General features: G+C 72.0%; 13 protein-coding genes. 1 reads left to right on the top strand and 12 read right to left on the bottom strand.

Annotated features, from left to right (window positions below):
• Positions 1 to 19 precede the first annotated feature (19 nt).
• From AB0H86_RS29460 to AB0H86_RS29410, 11 genes are all read right to left on the bottom strand, one after another.
• Entirely contained in the window at positions 20 to 943 is a 924-nt protein-coding gene (locus tag AB0H86_RS29460) for an LD-carboxypeptidase (RefSeq protein WP_362445227.1), read from the bottom strand.
• Positions 940 to 2,904 carry a prolyl oligopeptidase family serine peptidase gene (locus AB0H86_RS29455; RefSeq protein WP_362445628.1) on the bottom strand — a complete coding sequence of 655 codons (1,965 nt, stop codon included), beginning with the start codon at positions 2,902 to 2,904 and terminating at the stop codon, positions 940 to 942. The genes AB0H86_RS29460 and AB0H86_RS29455 overlap by 4 nt, the downstream gene beginning before the upstream one ends.
• A gap of 4 nt (positions 2,905 to 2,908) precedes the next feature.
• Positions 2,909 to 4,213, bottom strand: a complete 1,305-nt coding sequence (locus tag AB0H86_RS29450; RefSeq protein ID WP_362445224.1) for a M20/M25/M40 family metallo-hydrolase — start codon at positions 4,211 to 4,213, stop codon at positions 2,909 to 2,911.
• Entirely contained in the window at positions 4,206 to 5,039 is an 834-nt protein-coding gene (locus tag AB0H86_RS29445) for a M55 family metallopeptidase (protein WP_362445222.1), read from the bottom strand. Before AB0H86_RS29445 ends, AB0H86_RS29450 begins: the two co-directional genes overlap by 8 nt.
• 81 nt (positions 5,040 to 5,120) lie before the next feature.
• Positions 5,121 to 6,101 (bottom strand): superoxide dismutase, encoded by a 981-nt coding sequence (locus AB0H86_RS29440; RefSeq protein WP_362445219.1) that lies wholly within the window; start codon positions 6,099 to 6,101, stop codon positions 5,121 to 5,123.
• Positions 6,102 to 6,252: 151 nt separating this feature from the next.
• On the bottom strand, positions 6,253 to 6,978 hold the full coding sequence (locus AB0H86_RS29435; protein ID WP_362445216.1) for a methyltransferase domain-containing protein: 726 nt from the start codon (positions 6,976 to 6,978) through the stop codon (positions 6,253 to 6,255).
• Between the two features lie 219 nt (positions 6,979 to 7,197).
• Positions 7,198 to 9,714, bottom strand: coding sequence for a SpoIIE family protein phosphatase (locus AB0H86_RS29430; protein WP_362445213.1), 2,517 nt, complete (start codon positions 9,712 to 9,714; stop codon positions 7,198 to 7,200).
• Positions 9,715 to 9,900: 186 nt separating this feature from the next.
• Positions 9,901 to 12,333: a DHA2 family efflux MFS transporter permease subunit gene (locus AB0H86_RS29425; RefSeq protein ID WP_362445210.1), complete on the bottom strand. Its 2,433-nt coding sequence runs from the start codon at positions 12,331 to 12,333 to the stop codon at positions 9,901 to 9,903.
• Positions 12,334 to 12,485: 152 nt separating this feature from the next.
• Positions 12,486 to 12,929 (bottom strand): SRPBCC family protein, encoded by a 444-nt coding sequence (locus tag AB0H86_RS29420; RefSeq protein ID WP_362445207.1) that lies wholly within the window; start codon positions 12,927 to 12,929, stop codon positions 12,486 to 12,488.
• 178 nt (positions 12,930 to 13,107) lie between these two features.
• Complete coding sequence (locus AB0H86_RS29415) at positions 13,108 to 14,607, bottom strand: family 43 glycosylhydrolase (RefSeq protein ID WP_362445204.1); 1,500 nt, start codon at positions 14,605 to 14,607, stop codon at positions 13,108 to 13,110.
• 15 nt (positions 14,608 to 14,622) lie between these two features.
• Positions 14,623 to 16,404, bottom strand: a complete 1,782-nt coding sequence (locus AB0H86_RS29410; protein WP_362445201.1) for a hypothetical protein — start codon at positions 16,402 to 16,404, stop codon at positions 14,623 to 14,625.
• Positions 16,405 to 16,523: 119 nt separating this feature from the next.
• Here AB0H86_RS29410 and AB0H86_RS29405 point away from each other — a divergent pair, with 119 nt between their 5' ends.
• Positions 16,524 to 17,507 carry a LacI family DNA-binding transcriptional regulator gene (locus AB0H86_RS29405; RefSeq protein WP_362445198.1) on the top strand — a complete coding sequence of 328 codons (984 nt, stop codon included), beginning with the start codon at positions 16,524 to 16,526 and terminating at the stop codon, positions 17,505 to 17,507.
• 92 nt (positions 17,508 to 17,599) lie between these two features.
• Here the strand turns inward: AB0H86_RS29405 and AB0H86_RS29400 are convergent, their stop codons facing one another.
• A complete protein-coding gene (locus AB0H86_RS29400) occupies positions 17,600 to 18,892 on the bottom strand; it encodes an enolase C-terminal domain-like protein (RefSeq protein ID WP_362445195.1) in 1,293 nt (430 codons plus the stop codon).
• Positions 18,893 to 18,894: the final 2 nt, after the last annotated feature.

The following is an 18,894-nucleotide window of genomic DNA, read 5'->3' as shown; positions in this document are numbered from 1 at the left end:
TCCCCACAGCGCGGCGGAATCAGCGCAACGCCGGCTCCCGCAACGTCAACGTGCCCGCGTCGGCGTCGAGTTCGGCCGCGACCCCGAAGGGGATCGTCGACGCGCCTTCGCAGTGCCCGAACCCGAACTCCTCCGCGACGGGCACACCCAGGCTCCCCAGCCGGTCGGTGAGCAGCGCGCGCACGCTCTCGTACGCCTCGCACCGTTCCCACGATCCGAGCAGTACCCCGCGTACCCCGTCGAGCCGGCCCGCGCGCAGGAGTTGGGTGAGGTAGCGGTCCAGGCGGTACGTCTCCTCGCCCACGTCCTCCAGGCACAGCAGTCCGCCGTGCGCGCCGGACCTGGCGTGCGGGGTGCCGAGTTCGGCGGCGAGCAGGCTCAGGCAGCCGCCGAGGGTGACGCCCTCCGCCCGGCCGGGCACCAGAGCCGAACCGCCGGAGGTGATCGTGCGGACCGTCTCCGGGGCGAACAGGGTGGCCCTGAGGTGTTCCTGGGCGCGGGCGTTCTTGACGAAGTCGATGCCGGCCGCCATCGGGCCGTGCAGCGTGACCAGGCCGAGGCGGCAGGCGAAGGCCTCGTGGAGGGCGGTGATGTCGCTGAACCCGACGAACACCTTCGGTCCGGCCGCCCGCATCGCCTCCCAGTCGAGCAGATCGACCATCCGCTGCACCCCGTACCCGCCCCGCGCGCACAGCACGGCGTCCACGGCGGGGTCGCACCAGGCGCTCTGCAGATCGGCGGCCCGGTCGGCGTCCGTACCCGCGAGGTAGCCGAACTCCGGGTGCCGGTCGAGTACATGAGGTGCCACCACCGGGTCGAGGTCCCAGCCGCGCAGCACGTCGAGCCCGGACTGCAGCCGCTCCTCGGGCACCGGTCCGCTGGGCGCGACGACGGCCACGCGGGCGCCGGGGGCGAGCCGTGACGGCCGTCGGAGTTCCTTCACTCGGTGAGCTCCAATGTCGGGATGCCGGGCGGATACAGCCCGAAGACCTGGGCGTACAGGGAGAGTTCGGACTCCAGTGCCCGGATCGTGGTCTCCGCCCGGCGGAAGCCGTGCCCCTCCCCCGCGAAGGCGATGTACGCGTGCGGCACCCCCCGGCCCGCCATCCGGGCGAGGAACCGCTCGCACTGGGCGGGCGGGCAGATCACGTCGTCCAGGCCCTGCAGCAGCAGGAACGGGGCGGTGATCCGGTCGGCGTGCTCGGAAGGCGACCGCTCCGCGTACCGGGCGGGGACCTCGGCGTACGGCCCGATGAGGGTCTCCAGGTACCGCGACTCGAAGTCGTGGGTCTCCCCCGTGCCCCAGCCGACCAGGTCGAGGATCGGGTAGAGGATCGTGCCGCAGGCGTAGACGTCGGTCGTGGCGAGCGAGGCGGCCGCTGTCCAGCCGCCCGCGCTGCCGCCACGGATCGCCAGCCGGTCACGGTCCGCGGTGCCCTCGTCGGCCAGGGCCAGCGCGACGGCCGCGCAGTCCTCGACGTCCACCACACCCCACTGCTCCCGCAGCAGGTCGCGGTAGTCCCGGCCGTACCCGGCGGAGCCGCCGTAGTTGACCTCGGCGACCCCGATGCCGCGTGAGGTGAAGTACGCGATCTCCAGGCCGAGGACGAGCGGCGCGCGTCCGGTAGGGCCGCCGTGCGCCCACACCACGTACGGCGGCAGTTCCTCGTCGGGCGCGGTGCAGCCGGGGTGGTGCGGCGGGTAGACGTGGGCGTGGATCTCGCGCCCGGCGGGGCCGGTGAAGGTGCGGATCTGCGGCTCGGGGTAGTACGCGGGGTCCACGGCGTCGTCGTGCGGGGCGCCGATCACCCGGGCCCGGCCGGTCCGGGCGTCCAGCTCGACCACCTCGTACGCGCTACGGGGGCTGGCCCCGACGGCGACCACTCCGTGTCCGTGCACGGCGAGGTCGGGCGCGAACTCGGTCCAGGGTCCGTCCGTGTCGACGAGTTCGCCGGTCTCCGGGTCGAGGATGCCGAGGGTGGTGGCACCGCAGCCGTGCACGACGGCGATGAGGCCGCTGTCCAGCGGGGCGAACCAGCGGGACCCGAGCTTCCACAGCGGTCCGCCGAACTCCTCCTCGCGCGGGCAGAGAGGCTCGCCGTCGCGGTACAGGTTCCACCAGCCCGTACGGTCGCTGGCGTACAGGAGACGGCCGTCGGCCGACCACTCCACTTGGGCGATGGCCTCCGTCGGTCCGCCAGCCACCGTCCGCGCCTGACCTAAGGTGCCGCCCGCGCCGACCTCGGCGACGACGAGTTCCGTGCCGTCCCACGGCATCCGCGGGTGGTCCCAGGCCAGCCAGGCCGCCCGCCGTCCGTCGGGCGACAGGCGGGGGCCGGCGACGAACCGGTGCCGGTCGTCGGTGAGTTCGCGTACGGAGGCCCGGTCCTGGGCGGCCGAGCCGTCCAGCGGTACGGCGGCCAGGACACGTCGTACGTCGCCCGGGCCTTCGCCGGTGAACTCCTCCAGCACGCACCACACTTCACCGTGTTCGAGACGCAACTGCGGTTGCGCCCAGCGCAGTCCGCCGCCGACCGGGGAGAGCGGGGTGAGCGGGAGCGGCTCGCCGCTCGGCCGGTACCGGTACAGGCGCTGGTCGGCGAAGTGCACGAAGACGACGAGCGGTTCGCCGTGGACCATGGCGCCGGCCCAGGGCTGTCCGCCGTACTCGATGACCCGGCTGCGCACGTTCCACGGGGCGGGCAGGACGGCCTCCTGGGTACCGTCGGAGCGCCGCCGGACCAGGGTGCGCCGCCCGCCCTCGGTGGGCCGGGGTTCGGTCCACCACGCCTCGTCGCCGACGAACCCCACGTACTCGGGGCGCCCGTCGTGCGCGGCGGCGAGCGCCGCGTCGATGGGTGAGGGCCAGGAACCGTAGGCCAACGTCCGCACTTCGTCCCCCAGTTTTCTAGGCGCTGCGCAGGAAGCGGTCGAGGACCCGGACGCCGAAGTGGAGCGCCTCGACGGGCACGCGTTCGTCGACTCCGTGGAAGAGGGCCTGGTAGTCGTAGTCCTTCGGGAGCTTCAGCGGTGTGAATCCGTAGCCGGTGATGCCGAGCCGGGAGAACTGCTTGGCGTCCGTGCCGCCGGACATGCAGTACGGCACCACGTGCCCCTCGGGCGCGAACTCCTCGACGGCGGCCCGCATCCTCGCGTACGTCACCGAGTCCAGCGGCGCCTGGAGGGCCACCTCCCGGTGCTGGAACTCCCACTCCACGTCGGGCCCGGTGAGCAGGTCGAGAGTCGCGCGGAACTCGTCCTCGGCGCCGAAGAGGTAGCGCCCGTCCACGTACGCCACGGCCTCGCCCGGGATCACGTTGAGCTTGTAACCGGCGTCCAACATGGTCGGGTTGGCGCTGTTGCGTACCGTGGACTCGACGAGCTTCGCCGCCGGGCCGAGCTTCTCCAGCAGCCCGTCCACGTCCGCCGGATCCGTCTCGATGCCGTGGAGCGCGGCGAGTTCGGTGAGCGCGGCGCGCACGGTCGGGGTGAGCCGCAGCGGCCACTCGTGCTCGCCGATCCGGGTGACGGCGGCGGCGAGTCGGGTGACGGCGTTCTCGTGGTTCACCTTGGAGCCGTGTCCGGCGCGTCCGCGGGCGGTCAGCTTCAGCCAGCCGGTGCCGCGCTCGCCGGCCGCGATCGGGTACAGCTCCCGCCCGCTCCCGTCGTGGAAGGTGAACGCCCCCGACTCGCTGACGCCCTCCGTGCAGCCCTCGAACAGCCCGGGGTGCTGGTCGGCGAGGAATCCGGAGCCGTCCTCGGCGCTGGCCTCCTCGTCGGCGGTGAACGCGACGACGATGTCCCGCCGGGGCCGCACGCCGTGCCGTGCCCAGTCCCGCACCACGGCGAGGATCATCGCGTCCATGTTCTTCATGTCGACCGCGCCCCGTCCCCAGACGACCCCGTCGCGGATCTCCCCGGAGAAGGGGTGCACGCTCCAGTCACGGACCTCGGCGGGCACCACGTCCAGATGACCGTGCAGGAGCAGCGCGTCGGCCGACGGGTCGGTGCCCTCGATCCGCGCCACCACGTTCGTACGCCCCTTGGTGCGCTCCAGCAGGGTGGGCTCCAGGCCCGCCTCGGCGAGCCGGGCGGCGGCGTACTCGGCGGCGGGCCGCTCCTGGCAGTCGCCGCCGCCCCGGTTGGTGGTGTCGAGGCGGATGAGGCCCGAGGTGAACTCGACGACCTCCTCCAGGGCCTGCTGGTCAGCCATACTGCTCCTCCACGGCGGCCGAGACGATCGTGGTCACCGCCTTGAAGGTGCGGATTCCCTCGTACATGGTGGCACTGGTGTACGACACCTGCCGCTCGCCGACGCCGGTCACACCCGGCACGACAGTGGCGGCCATCGCCAGGTGCGCGGCGTCGAACTCCAACGTGACGGTGAACGGCCCTGCGCGCTCCGGCTTCTGACGGATCGCCAGGGACGCGGCCGCCTTCGCCGCCGCCCGGATGTCGGCGGCGGTCCTGGTGGGCGTACGGCACACGGCCGCGTACCGCGACACATGGTCCTTGACGGCGACCTTCAGCGCCTCGGGGGCGTAACCGAGCGCGTCCTCGCAGGCCACGTCGTCGCCGGTGACCAGGACGACGGGCACTCCGAACTCGGCGACGACCCGCGCGTTGAGCAGGCCCTCGCTCGCCCGTACGTCGTTCAGCCAGACGCCGGTGATGGAGTTGGCGAGGTAGGTGTGCGCCAGGACGCCCTCCATTCCGGCGCCCGCGTGGTAGCCGACGAAGGCGATGCCGTCCACGTCCCCGTGCTGCACGCCTTCCACCATGGACAGCGCCTTGTGGCGGCCGGTGAGCATCTCGGCCCGCTCGTCGAGCTGTTCGAGGAGCAGGTTGCGCATGGTCCAGTGGGCCTCGTTGACGAGGACCTCGTCGGCGCCGCCGTCGAAGAAGCCGCGCACGGCGGCGTCGACGTCCGAGGTGAACATCGAGCGGCACCGCTCCCACTGCGGGGTCCCCGGCAGCACGTCGGCCGGCCAGGTCACCCCCGTGGCGCCCTCCATGTCGGCGCTGATCAGGATCTTCATCCTCGCCACGTTACGCGCCGCGAGGGGAACCGGCCAGGAAGCGCGGGCACCCCGCGGCCCGCTTCACGCGGAGCCGTCGGCTCAGACGGGGACCGCGACGGCGTTGTACGTCGTCGTGGGTGTCGGGGTCGTCGTGAAACGCGCGTTGACCAGGTACAGCCGGTCACCGAAGCGCGCGGCCGTGGTCGGCACGTCGAAGCGCGGGTCGGTGATCGTCCGGCGCAGGGTGGCCGTGGTGGCCTTGGCATCGAGGTCCCAGACGCTGATCAGGTTCAGCCGGTTCTGTACGACGTACAGCGTGCGGCCGATGCGCCACAATCCGTCGCCGTTGACGACCGTGTCCTGGCCGACCAGCGTGATCCGGGTGGCGTGCCCGGTCCTCGGGTTCACGTGGTACAGCTCGCCCGGCGTGCTCTTCACGACGATCAGCCCCCGGCCGTCGGGCGTGCCGACGACGCCGTTGGCGTTGTTGACGTTCGGCAGCTGCACCCAGTCGCCGGTGAGCGGCAGCGCACGGACATCACCGCCGCTGCCGCCGCGCGGGACGCTGTGGAGGGCGGCGTCGCGGGAGTCGGTGAACCAGGCGCGGTCGCCGAGCAGGGTGACGTCGTTGATGAAGTGGCCGGTGGCCGGGGTGAGTTGGTGGGTGGCGAGGAGTTCGCCGGTGCGGGCGTCGTGCACGCGGGCGACGCCGGTGTTCCCGGCGACGTACAACAGTCCGTCGTGGTCCACCTTCAGGCCCACGGAGACCAGTCCGGTGCCGCCGGCGAAGACGATCCGGCCCTCGCCGGTGCGCAGGTCGGCGCGGTAGAGGGCGCCGTTGGCACGGGAGCCCAGGTAGGCGTACGGCCCGCCGCCGATGGCGATGCCCTCGGGGAGCCAGCCGTCGGGGAGCTGGAACTCCGTCGGCCAGCCGGTGCGCGGGGTCGCGCTGGCCGTACCGGCGCCGGCCGTCACGGCCAGCGCGGCCAGGGCGGCGCCGCCGAGCACGGCACGCCGGGTCGGACGTGGACGGGGGTGGGGGTGGGGTTGCGGGCCGGAGTGGGGGCGGGTCGGGGGCATGGCGCGGGCCTCCATGATGTCGGCTTCGTTGACAACTGCGACAACAACTGGTGCGACAACAACTGGGTTGACAGTGGCGCGAGTTGACAACGATTTTGGGCTTGCGGGAGTTCCCTGTACCCCCGACCGACCGCCACAGGTGTCGCCGGTGTCACATCGTGCGTCCCGCGACCAGCCACCTCGACGGCAGTTCTATCCGGGTGCCGTCGGGCCGGTACTCCGTGGTGGTGAGCGGCAGTTCACCACTCGCCAGGACGGTCAGCCCGGCCGTGTTCAGGTACCCGGGGATCGCGTCGTCGGCGACCTCGCCGGGCGCGATGCCGTGCCGGAAGACCCGCGCCAGCTTGGGCGGTGGCCCTTCGGGGCTCCGCGCCAGGCCGAGCAGGACGGGCTTGGCGGACTCGGACAGCTCGACGAGGACGGTCCGGCCGCGCTCCCCGACGAGGGTGGCGAGGCCGTCCACCAGTGCCTGTCGGTCCTCCGGGTCGGCCTGGTGCAGCACACCTCGCATGTAGACGTTGGCGTCGCCGAGTTCCGCGTGCAGTGTCTCCGCCGCGCCCTTCTCGACGGCGTCCAGCAACCGGTACCGCGCCCGACCCGCCGGATCGGCGCGCCGGGCATGGTCGAGGGCGGCGGCGGAGATGTCGGCGCCGATCACGTGGGGGAAGCGGTCGGCCAGGAAGCGGGTCTGGGTGCCGTTGCCGCAGCCGAGGTCCAGCATCGGCAGGCTGGGGTCGGCCAGGTGGGGTTCGAAGAGGGCGAGATGGACACCGGCGGTGAGGATCGGCTCCGCGTCCCAGAACACCGCCCCCTGCTCCTCGGGAGCCTCACGCCAGAAGCCTTCCCAGGCCTCCCGGTACCGACTCGTCACGCTCATGACCACTCCCAGGGTGCGACGGCCGCCCGCCTCGTATGACGAGCCAGTACGGTGTATCGCGCCCTGTTCGCACCCACAAGCGCCCGGCGCGTTCCTTCATCATTCGTTCGACGCGGATACGCCGGTGTGCGCCCCGAGGGGCCTGACGCACCACACACGCCCGCCGCGCTCCGGGCGCCGCGGGTACCCCGGGAGCCGCTCAGCGCCCCTCAGCGCCCCTCAGCGCCGCGGCAGTGTCAGCTCGAACCAGACGGTCTTGCCGGCCTTGGTCCTGCTGGTTCCCCACTCACGGGCGAGGGTGCTGACCACGCGCAGACCGCGCCCGACCTCGGCTCCGGGGCCGGCGCTCAGCAGGGTCGGCAGGTCGTGGTCGTCGTCGTCCACTTCGCACAGCAGGGTGTCGCCACGCACCAGACGCAGATCGACGGGTCGGCTGTGGGAGTGCCGTAGGGCGTTGGTGACGATCTCGCTGACCATGAGCTCGGCGGGATCGGCCAGCTTGGCGAGCCCCCACTCGTGGAGCTGCTCGCGGACCACCGCGCGGGCCCGGCCCGCCTCGGCCGGGTCGAGGCGCAGCCGCCACTCGGCGACATGGTCGGGTTCGATGCCGTTGAGGCGGGTCATCAGCAGGGCCACGTCGTCCTTGCGGCCACCGAGGCCCGCCTCGGAGAACGTCGCGGCGAGGGCGCGGATGATGGTGTCGCAGGCATCGTCCATGGACGCGGCCGGATGGGCCGCGGACTCGCACAGCGTGGCGAGTCCTACGCCTATGTCCTCGCCGCGCACCTCGACGAGCCCGTCGGTGCACATCACGAGCCGGTCGCCGGGCTCCACCCGCACGCGCACCGCCTCGAAGGGCACCCCGCCGACACCGATGGGCGCGCCCGTGGGCAGGTCCAGCAGCTCACTGGCGCCGTTCCCGGCCCGCACCAGGACGGGCGGGATGTGCCCGGCGTTGGCGATGTGCAGTTCGCCGGCGATCGGGTCGTAGACGGCGTAGAGGCAGGTCGCGAGGTAGGTGTCACCGAGGCGCTGGGCGAGGTCGTCGAGGTTGCGCAGCAGCTGGGCGGGCGGCAGGTCGAGGGCGGCCATGGTCTGTACGGCCGTACGCAACTGGCCCATCATGGCGGCGGAGTTGAGGCCGTGCCCCATGACGTCGCCGACGACCAGGGCGGTGCGGGCGCCGGGCAGTTTCACGGAGTCGAACCAGTCGCCGCCGACCCGGCCGAGGAGTGTGCCCGGCAGATAGCGGGTGGCGATGTCGCAGCCCGCCATGCGCGGCGGGATGTGCGGCAGCATGCTGTCCTGGAGGGTCTCGGCGACGCTCTCCTGGTAGGTGTACATGCGCGCGTTGTCGAGCACGAGGCCCGCGCGGGCGGCGAGTTCGGCACCGGTGACCCGGTCCATGTCGTTGAACTCGACGCGCTCCGGGTGGCGCAGCAGGATCATGAACCCGAGGACCACGTTGCGTGCCTTGAGCGGCACGATCAGCATGGACCGGTTGCTGATGAGGGGCCGGATGTCCCGCTTCTCGAACTGCGAGGCGATGGCGTGGCCCATCTCCTCGCTGATCCGGGGCACCAGCACGGGTTCGCCGCTGGTCATGCACTGGAAGAACGGCGTGTGTGCGGGGAACGGCATGGCCTCGCCGACCGGTACGACATCCTCCCAGCGGCCGGGTTCGTCGGTGTGCTCCAGAGCGACCCGGTGCCACATGGTGGTCGTGTCCGGAACGCCGTCCGGGAACCCCTCACCGGCGACGACCTGTTCCCGCAGATAGGTGCCGGCGACGTCGGTGAAGCGGGGCACGACGGCCTTGCTGACCTCGACGATGGTCCGGGACAGGTCGAGCGAGGTGCCGATGCGTCCGCTCACCTCGTTGAGGAACTCGAGGCGTTCCCGTACGGCGGTGTACTCCAGGTCCTCGACCTCGTCGGCGAGCTCCTGCGGCAGGGGTTCTCCGGCCGCGACGGCGCGTGCCGCCCGCTCCTGGCGGGCCTTGCGCTCGGCGCGCCGGGCCACACCCCAGTCGGGGGTCACAGGCACCCGGTCGTTCTGGCTGAACTCCAGCACCGGGTAGCCCAGTTCGAGAATCTGCGCGACGATACGGGCGCCCTCCTCGACGCTCATGCTGGGCAGGATCTCGGGGAGCCTGCGGGCGAGTTCGTCGGCGCCGGGGAAGTCGGTGTGCAGCGCGAAGGCGGGCGCGATCCGCTCGACGACCGTGCCCTCGTCGGCGTCACCCCGGTGGAACCCGCCGGCGTCCGCGGCGAGGACGAGCAGCCGCTCCCGTCCGGGACCCACCAACGGGTAGGCCCACCACAGGACATCGACCCTGCGCCGCTCTTCGGGCGAGGGGCTCCCCGTCCCGCCGCGCTCGCTCCCGGGCACGGTGAGCCGGGCACGGCCCGCGGCCGGATAGGACAGGGCTCCGTCGAGGGACGACTCCAGGTCGGGGCCGAGGCCGTCATAGGCCGCGTACGGCCCGTAGGGGGCGGCCTCGTCCTCCTCGGGCAGCGCTCCGGAGACGGGCAGCAGATCGACGGCCGGCCGGCCGATCGCCTCTTCCTTGGCTATGACGAACAGGCGTCGGGCGCCGGAGCTCCAGTGGGACACCAAGCCGTCGCGGTCCACCACGACCACGGCCAGCGGGATGCGCCCGGCCCCGACGGTCTCCGCCGCGCCGATCCCAGCTCCGAGGCTGGGAGGTGTGCCCCTGTCGGTGCCACGGTCCACGGCCCAGGCCCTCTTTCCCCACGGCTCCGCGAGATCTGTGCTGCCGTCACCACCGTACGGCGTCGGCCGGTCACGATGTGCGGCAATTCGGGAATCAGTAGCACCGAAGCACACCGGCGCGCGCCCGCGCGCCCCCACCCTGAGCTGGGACGACTGCTCGCGGAGACCGGAGTTGCTGAGGGGTTCTCAGTCCTCGTGCCCCAGCAGGAGATCGCGCTGCGTGGGCCCTGCGCCGGCGACCTGGAGCACGGTGGCGACCGGTGGGTAACCCGCGGCGATGACGGTGTACTCGCCGCAGGGCAGGTCGACGAACCGGAACGCTCCGTCCGGGCCGGTGGTGAGGGTGTCCACGACGTTGCCCCCCACTTCCAGCAGGGTCACCCGCGCGTCCTCGACGGGCCGCCCGCCGGTCGCCCGCACGGTGCCGCGCAGCACGACACCGGCGGCGAGTTCGACGTCCTGGCGGGTCTCCCGGGAGATCTGGACGGTGACGGGCAGCGCGGCCGGGCGGAAGCCGGGAGCACCGGCGGCGAGGGTGTACTCGCCGGCCACCAGCTCGGTGATGACATAGCCGCCCTCGCGGCCGCTGCGGGTGGTGGCGACGACCTCGCCGTGTACGTCGGTGAGGGTGACGGCGGCCTCGGGCACGGGCATGCCGTCCGCGGTCAACACGTACCCGGCGAGGCATCCGGCGCCGCCGAGGACGAAGTCCAGCTCGACGGGGCGCTCGCCGACGGTCACGGAGACCGCCTGCGGCCGGTGCCCGCCGGCCGCGGCGATCAGGACGTACGAGCCGGAGCGCGCCGCGGACAGTGCGTACCGGCCGTCCTCGTCGCCGGCGCCCCGCCCCATCTGCTGCCCGGCGACGTCGATCAGGGTGAGCGCCGCGCGGGGCACGACGGTGCCGTCGGGGCGCCGCACCGTGCCGCGCACGGGAGCCGAGGCGACGTTCGGCGAGCGAAGCGCGACAGGGGTCCCCTCGCCCGGAGGGTGGGGGCGGGCCTGCGGGACGGTGGCGTTCGGCTGCGCGGCCTCCGGCTCGGTGACCGGGGCGTCGTGGGGCACCAGCGGCTTCTCCTTGAGGAAGAAGGCGAGGAGCAGGCCGAGGACGAGCACCGGTACCAGGTAGAGGAAGATCCTCGGCATGGCGTCGGCGTAGGCCCGGATGTAGCCGTCGCGCAGCGCCGGGGGCAGTGTGTGCACGAGCTGCGGGGTGACGGACTCGGGGTCGGGCAGCCCCGCGCCCGCACGCGCGGGGAGGCGTTCACGCAGGGCGTGGGCGAGCCGGTCGGCGAAGAGGGTGCCGAAGACCGCGGCGCCGACGCTGCCGCCGATCTGCCGGAAGTAGTTGCTGGCGCTGGTGGCGGCGCCGAGGTCGGCGGGGCGCACGGAGTTCTGCACGGCGAGGACGAGCACCGGCATCACCATGCCGATGCCGACGCCGAGGACGGCCATCCAGATGCTGTAGTGCAGCCGGGGTGTGTCGGCCTCCAGACGGGACAGCAGCCACATGCCGGTCGCGGTGAGCGCGGCGCCGATCACCGGATGGATCTTGTAGCGCCCGGTGTGGCTGATGAACTGTCCCGAGAGGATGGAGGCGCCGACGATGCCGCCCATCATCGGGAGCATCAGCAGACCGGACTCGGTGGCGGAGGCCCCGTCGACCATCTGCAGGAAGGTCGGCAGATAGCTGGCGGCGCCGAACAGGGCGACCCCGATCACGAGGCCCATCAGGCCGGTGACGACGAAGACCGAGTCCCTGAACAGCCTGAGCGGGATGAGGGGTTCGGCCGCGAAGTGCTCGACGACGAGGAACAGGAGGGTGGCGGCCAGCGCGCCCGCGCCGAGGCCCAGGATGACGCGCGAGCCCCAGGCGTGCTCGGTGCCGCCCCAACTGGTCAGCAGCACAAGGCAGGTGGAGGCCACGGCGAGCAGCAGCGCGCCGAGGACGTCGAAGCGCGCCTTCGTCCTGCGCTTCGGGAGCTTCAGTACGACGGTGACGACGGCCAGGGTGATGAGACCGAAGGGCACGTTGAAGTAGAGGCACCACCGCCAGTCGTGCTGGTCGGTGAAGTAACCGCCCAGGAGCGGCCCCGCGACGGAGGCGAGCCCGAAGGCGGCGCCGATCGCGCCCATGTAGCGCCCGCGCCGCCGGGGCGGAACGATGTCGGCGATGATCGCCTGCACGCCGATCATGAGACCGCCGGCACCGGCCCCCTGGACCGCGCGGAAGGCGATGAACTGGTCCATGGTCCGCGCCCGTCCCGCGAGCGCGGAACCGACGACGAAGACGACGATCGCGAACTGGAAGACGCCCTTACGGCCGTACAGGTCGCCGAGTTTGCCGTAGATCGGCAGTCCGATGGTGGCGGTGAGGAGATACGCGGTGATCGCCCAGGACATCCGGTCCAGGCCGTGCAGTTCGCCGACGATCTTCGGCAGCGCGGTGGCGACGATCATCTGCTCCAGCGCGGCGAGCAGCAGCGCGAGCATCAGTGCGCAGAACACCAACCGCACGCGTCGTGGGCCGAGTTCCGCCGCGGTGGCGGATGTCGGGGGCGGGTCGTCCGAGAGGGGTGCCGTGACCGGTTGGTCCTGCACCAGAGTCGTTCCGCCCACGAACCGCTCCCCTCGTCGCACCTGTCACACAATTCCCGCATTGAGCGACAACTACGAACAAGCGCGACGAGTTACGGCGTCCTGCCGGTCCAGACGGAGATCCACTCGAACCGGTGAGGGGCCAACGCCTCGTCGGGAGCGGCCGGTTGGACCTACTTCGCGACCTCGGTGGCCAGCTTGTCGAGCACGGCGTCGTAGATCCGGCCGAGCCCCTTGGGCGCGAAGGTCTTCTCGAAGAAGCCGCCGATGCCGCCGGCGCCCTGCCAGGTGGTGGTGACGACGACCCGCGACTTGCCCTCCCCCGCCGGGGTGACCCGCCAGGTGGTGACCATGGAGGAGTTGCGGTCCTTCTCGACGAGCTCACCGTCGGTGGGCTCACTGACCTCCAGGAGGCAGTCGCGCACCCGCTTGCTGGTGGCCTGGAGCCGCCAGTGGACGAGGGTGCCCTCGCCGTCACCGCCCTCGCGCACCTCGTACTCGCTGAAGTGCTCGGGCAGCAGCTTCGCGCGCGTGCCGGTGTAGTCGGCGAGGGCGTCGAACACCTTCTCCGCGTCCGCCGCGACGACCCGCTCCGTAGTGGCCTCGACCTGCGCCATTGACTTCCTCCAGGACCTGAGTGCTCGGGGTTTGGGCAAGCCAACCACCCCGGGCCTCAGGCCCCCAAATCGGGGTCCCGGAAGCGATCGAAAACAGCCCTTGCACGATCATGCGAACAGGTGTTCTATTCTCGGTAGCAGTGCTACCGAGGAGGCCTCATGCGCTGGGAGAACCTCTTCAGCGCGACCCAACCGCGCCGAAGAACGCCTGACCGGTGCCGGGGGTGCCGGGTGGCGCGGTGGCGAAGAGGCCGAGTTCGGCGGAGGTCCACAGGGCGGGGAGGGCTTGGAAGCTGTCGAGGGCGGTGGTCCATTCCCCGTCGGGGGCGGTGCGGAAGCGGAAGGTGCACAGGCCTTCGTCGGTGGAGGAGACGCGGAGCTGGACGGGGGTGACGGGGCCTGGGACAGGGGCACTGAAGTGAACGGTCTCACCCTGACGGGGGGTGTACGTGCGGGCCTCCACCCGAGTGCCGTCGGTGTCACGGGTGAGACCGACGTACGCGTAGTTCTCCCCCAGGACGACCAGGCCGGCGCGGGTGCCGGGGTCGGTCGCGTCCAGGCGCAGGGAGGTCGTCAAGTCGGACGGGTAGCCGTGGAGTTGCCGGCCCAGGATCTGGGGGATGGTGCGCAGGTTGCCGAGGTCGTTCGGTACGGCGCGCAGTCGGGCGATGCCGTCTCCGGCGAGGGTGAGCCAGCCGGGGTCGGGGTTGGCCTGCCAGTACCACTGGGGGCCCAGGTCCGTAGCGTGGAAGCTGTCGCTCTGTGCCGGGGGTGCGGGCTGGTGGTGCCGGGCGCGGGCCGGGGCGGGGTGTTCGAGAACCGGGCGACCTTTGTCGCCGATCACGGGCCAGCCGTCGTCGTCCCAGTACAGGGGCTGGAGGTGGAGAACGCGCCCGAAGGGAGGGCGCTCCTGGAAGTGCAGAAACCAGTCCTCGCCCTCCGGTGAGGTGACCCAGGCCCCCTGGTGCGGTCCATTGACCGGGGTGTCGCCCTGCGCGAGGACGATGCGCCCCTCGTAGGGGCCGAGCACGGAGCGGGAACGGAACGCCGACTGCCAGCCGTTCGTCACGCCGCCCGCCGGGGCGAAGATCCAGTACCAGCCGTCGCGCTTGTAGAGCTTCGGCCCTTCGAGGATGGAGTAGCCCGGCAGTGCGTCGCCGTCGATCACGGTGACGGGTGGGCCCAGAACCGTACGGGCGTCGGGGCTGATCTCCACCATCGACAGGCGGTTGTTGACGCCGCTGCGGCTCTTGGCCCAGGCGAAGACCAGCCAGGCGCGGCCGTCGTCGTCCCACAGCGGGCACGGGTCGATCAGGCCGAGGCCGGGCAGCAAGGGCCAGGGATCGGACCACGGCCCTGCCGGGTCCTCGGCGGTCAGCACGAAGATGCCGCGGTCGGGGTCGGGGTAGAAGATCCAGAACAGCCCGGCGTGGTGCCGGATGGCGGGCGCCCAGACTCCGGCGCCGTGGCGGGGCAGGTCGAAGTGCTGGGCGGGCGCGAGTGCCGGCAGGGCGCGGGCGACGAGCTCCCAGTTGAGCAGATCGGGTGAGCGCAGGACCGGCAGCCCGGGAGTGCGGTTGCCGCTGGAGGCGACCAGGTAGTACGTCTCGCCGACCCGGATGGCGTCGGGGTCGGGCCAGTCGGCGTTGAGGACGGGGTTGCGGTACAGGGCGGACACGTCACGGGCCTCCGGTCAGCTCAGGGTCAGCCGGTACGTCGTCGACGTACGGCCGGTGATCAGGACGCGGATGCCGTCCGGGGTGAGGGAGCCGCCGAGCCAGGCATAGCGCTCGCCCGGATCGACGACCGGTGGCTGCGTGCCGCCTTTGCCGTTGCCGGGGCCGAGGACGATGCGGTCCTCGCCCACGGTGTACGCGGCTTCGCCGTGTACCAGTTGATAGGTGTCGTCGGAGATTCGCTCCAGGCCGTCGCCGGTCAGCTCGCCCCCTGGCCGGAAGCACAGCTCCAGCGCGAACGGCACATCGGCGCCGGTCTGGGAGAAGGTCAGGTCCCAGCCGTCGCCCGGCGTCTGGCGGAGCAGGATCTCCGTACGGAGTGTCCGGTACTCCCGCTCGCGGTGCGGGAAGTCCATCGCCGACCAGAAGCGGCCGTCGTCGGTGAGCGGGTAGCCGCCGTCCTGCCGCCGGTAGCCGGGTGGCAGCGGCTGGTGGTAGGCGCCGCGCACCTCGGCGTACAGCCGCCATCCGTCCGCGTCGCGTTCCAGGCCCTCGGCACGGAAGTGACCGAGGGAGAAGAACCGGGGGGCCAGCCGCAGGGAGTCGAGGATCGCCGCGCCCTTGCGCATCCTGAAGAACGTCGGGTTGGTGGACAGTCCCGAGGAGATGGCCCGGACCTCGGGGAAGTCCGTGCCGCCGAAGACGGTCGCGGTGTTCCGGCCGTGGCGTACGCGGACCAGTCGGCAGCTGTCGTCATGGTGCTCGAAGTCCGTGGGCAGGGCGGCGGGTTCGGGGAGGTGGCGGGCCAGTTCGGGACGGTCCAGTGCCTCGGCGAGCCGGTCGCCGGCCGGTGTCTCGCCGAAGGTCTGGTCCGTGCTGCGTTCGCCCAGGAACGTGGCCACCGCGGCGAACCGGCCGTCGTCGTCGCGGATCGCCAACTCCCGGTACTGGAACCAGAACTCGGGAAGGTGGCGCAGCGCGGTCTGGTCCTGGCGCCGTGAATGGACGCTCTCCACCTCGCCGTTGGGCTCGATGAGGTACAAGCCGGCGGTCAGATTGGCCCGTACGTTCGCGTAGAGATCCTCGCGTTCGTGGAGACGGGCGATCGTCAGCAGTGCCGGGTTGGTGACGGCCGCCGCGTAGTTGGGACTGCGCTCGCTGTACTCGCCGCCCGGCAACTGGTCGATGCCCTCGGCGAGCCAGGCGTCGATCCGGCGGACGTAGGACGGGTCGGGCTGCTGGGAGTGGATGCGGGCGAGGGCCGCGCAGACCAGCCAGCGGTGGTTCGCCGTGTGGACACCGCCGGTCGCGAGCCCGGGACCCGCCGCACGGAGAATCCGCCCGACCGTGCTCCGCAGCCGCTCGGTGGACGGGTGTGCGTCCTGGTCGAGGATGCCCATGGCCAGGGCGAGGTCGACGATGGAGAAGGCGGTGTCCGGCGGGGAGTGGGCGCCTCCCTGGTCCCACAGGCCGTCCTCGAACTGCTCCTCGGCGAGGGCTTCCGCCAGCTGTTCGAGGGGAGCGAGCAGGGTGCTGTCGTGGTGGTGCGCCGATCCGCCGTGCACGTGGACGGAGGCGAGGGTGCGCAGTGAGCGGGCGGCGGCGCGTGCCTTGCCCTGGTCGCGCAGTTGGGTGAGGTCGTCGGCGTGGCTTCCCAGGATGTCCGTCGCGCGTGCGTCGGCGGCGGCGCCGAGGAAGGCGAGGAAGGCGCCGTCCTTATCGTCCTGGACGTCTTGGTCGTACCGGCTGCCGGTGGGGCCGACGGCCTCGGTGCGGTGGCGGGGCTGGTGCGGGGACATGCTCGACGCTCCTCGGGCTGTACTGGGGGAAGCCGCTTCGGGCCACGGAGGGTGCGATCTTGATTGACGCCCGTGAGCAGGGGTGTCAACCTCGGCACGTGCAGGTGACGATTCGAGATGTGGCGAGGATGGCCGGGGTCTCCCCGTCCACCGTGTCCCGGGCGCTGTCGCCCGACGGAACGGTGAGCGAGAGCACGCGCGAGCGAGTACGGGCCGCCGCCGACCGGCTCGGCTATCAGCCCAACCGTGCGGCGCAGGGCCTGATCACCGGGCGTACGGGCCACCTGGCGGTGATCGTCCCGGACCTGCTCAACCCGTTCTTCGCGGACATCTGCAAGGGCGTGCAGGCCCGCGCCCGGGGCCTCGGCCACGCGGTGTTCATCAGCGACTCCGAGCGGGACGAGGGCCTGGAGCTGGACGCGATCCGCACTCTCGGCCCGGAGGTGGACGGCATCGTGCTGTGCGCCCCCCACCTGAGCAGCGAGGAACTGGCCGCCCTGGACCAGGCCACCATGAAGCCGATCGTGCTGCTGCACCGCAAGGAGCCCGGCTTCGCGAGCGTCACGGCGGACATGGTGGAGGGGATGACCGACGCCCTGACCCATCTGCACGCGCTCGGCCACCGCCGGATCGCCTACGTGGGAGGCCCGCGCTCCACCTGGACGGCACAGGAGCGGGCGGCCGGGATCAAGGCGATGGAGGACTCCGGCAAGGTCGAGATCATCCACGTGGGAAGTGTGGCCCCGCACTTCGACGGCGGGATCACGGGGGCCGCCGATGTGGTCCTGGCCAGCGGGGCGACCGCGGTGGTGGCCTTCAACGACATCGTCGCGTTCGGACTGATCAGCCGCTTCACCGCGCGCGGAGTGCGGGTGCCGGACGAGATGAGCGTGGTCGGCTGCGACGACATCGCCCTGTCGGGTATGGCCGCGCCCCCGCTGACGACGGTCTCGGTGCCCAAGGCGCATGCCGCGCGGGCCGCGGTCGATCTGCTGTTCCGCATCCTGGGGACGCCCGCCGGGGAGGGGGCGGAGCCGCAGCAGCGGGTGCTGCCGACGCATCTGGTGGTGCGGGGGTCGACGGCCGTGGTCGAGCGGCGCTGAACGGCTCTGTCCGGTGAGTGGTGCCGCCCGGTTGCCGGATGCCGGTCCGTAGTACCCAACTCCCCCGCCCCTCAGGGCAGTTGCCCACAACCTCATGGCGTCATGCTGCGGCGGTAGGCCTTGTCGTCGCGGTGCTCTCGGCCCAGGGAGAGGTACGTGGTGTGCAGCCGGTCCAGAACCGTGCGATCGAGCTGCACTCCCAGGCCGGGGCCGTCGGGAACGCGTACCGAGCCGTCCTCGAACGACAGCGCGCCGGGCAGCACGACATCCTCCGCCGCGTTCCACGGATAGTGCGTGTCGCAGGCATGGCCCAGGGCCGGGGTGGCCGCCGCCGCGTGGGTCATCGCGGCGAGGCTGATCCCCAGGTGGGAGTTGGAGTGCATGGACAGCCCCCAGCCGACCGCCCGGCACACGTCCCCCAGCGCGACGGACGCGCGGAGGCCGCCCCAGATGTGGTGGTCGCCCAGCACGATCTGTACCGCGTCCCGTTCCAGGGCCGGGCGTACGCCGTCAAGAGAGGTCACACACATGTTGGTGGCGAGCGGAATCGACGTGGCGGCGGCGACGGCCGCCATGTCCTCGACCCCGGCCACCGGATCCTCCAGGTATTCAAGGACGCCCTCCAGTTCGCGGACCGCCGCCAGCGCGGCGGTCAGGGTCCAGGCGGCGTTGGGGTCGATACGGAGCGGCAGACCGGGGAACGCCGCCCGCAGCGCGCGGACGGCCGCGATCTCCTCGTCCGGCGGGAAGACCCCGCCCTTGAGCTTCAGCGAGCGGAAGCCGTACTGATCCACCATGCGCTCGGCCTGGGCGACGATGCCGTCCGGGTCCTGGGCCTCGCCCCACTCGTCGTCGCCCGAGCCCGGGTGTCCGGCCCACTTGTAAAAGAGGTAGCCCGCGTACGGCACCGCGTCCCGCACTCTGCCGCCCAACAGGTCCACCACCGGCACACCGGCCCTTCTGCCCTGAGCGTCCAGGCAGGCGACCTCAAGGGCGGAGTACACCCGCATCACGTCGAAGACGGGTGCGGGGACCGGCGCCGGTCCCCGTGATCCGGGCGTACGGCCGGACCAGCGCCGCCACTTGGCGTCCGGCCCGTAGGCGACGCCGTCCGCCCGGCCGGCCAGCAGCTCGCCCACCAGCCGGGCCAGCGCCCCGGTGTCGTACACGCTCATGCCCCGGATCCTGCTGCCGACCAGCTCCAGCCAGTCCAACTGCCAGGCGTGGCCGGTGCATTCACCGAGGCCGGTCACCTCACCGCCGCGGCCGTCCGTGACGAGCTCGATGACCGCGCGCAGGACGTGCGGCTCGTGCACCCCGTCGGCGTTGAGCAGCGGAGGGTCACGGAGGGCGACGGGGGTGACCCTCAGTTCGCTGATGATCACTG

Origin of the sequence: Streptomyces sp. NPDC050997 (assembly GCF_040660135.1) — a bacterium.
Lineage (GTDB): Bacteria > Actinomycetota > Actinomycetes > Streptomycetales > Streptomycetaceae > Streptomyces.
The sequence above is the reverse complement of the archived record's forward strand: the minus strand, read 5'-3'. Positions and strand labels throughout refer to the sequence as shown.

Excerpts from the sequence above, each read along its gene's own strand:
- AB0H86_RS29410 (WP_362445201.1), bottom strand. The coding sequence starts at position 16,404 with ATGTCCCCGCACCAGCCCCGCCACCGCACCGAGGCCGTCGGCCCCACC.
- AB0H86_RS29445 (WP_362445222.1), bottom strand. The coding sequence starts at position 5,039 with ATGAAGATCCTGATCAGCGCCGACATGGAGGGCGCCACGGGGGTGACC.
- AB0H86_RS29450 (WP_362445224.1), bottom strand. The coding sequence starts at position 4,213 with ATGGCTGACCAGCAGGCCCTGGAGGAGGTCGTCGAGTTCACCTCGGGC.
- AB0H86_RS29440 (WP_362445219.1), bottom strand. The coding sequence starts at position 6,101 with ATGCCCCCGACCCGCCCCCACTCCGGCCCGCAACCCCACCCCCACCCC.
- AB0H86_RS29435 (WP_362445216.1), bottom strand. The coding sequence starts at position 6,978 with ATGAGCGTGACGAGTCGGTACCGGGAGGCCTGGGAAGGCTTCTGGCGT.
- AB0H86_RS29420 (WP_362445207.1), bottom strand. The coding sequence starts at position 12,929 with ATGGCGCAGGTCGAGGCCACTACGGAGCGGGTCGTCGCGGCGGACGCG.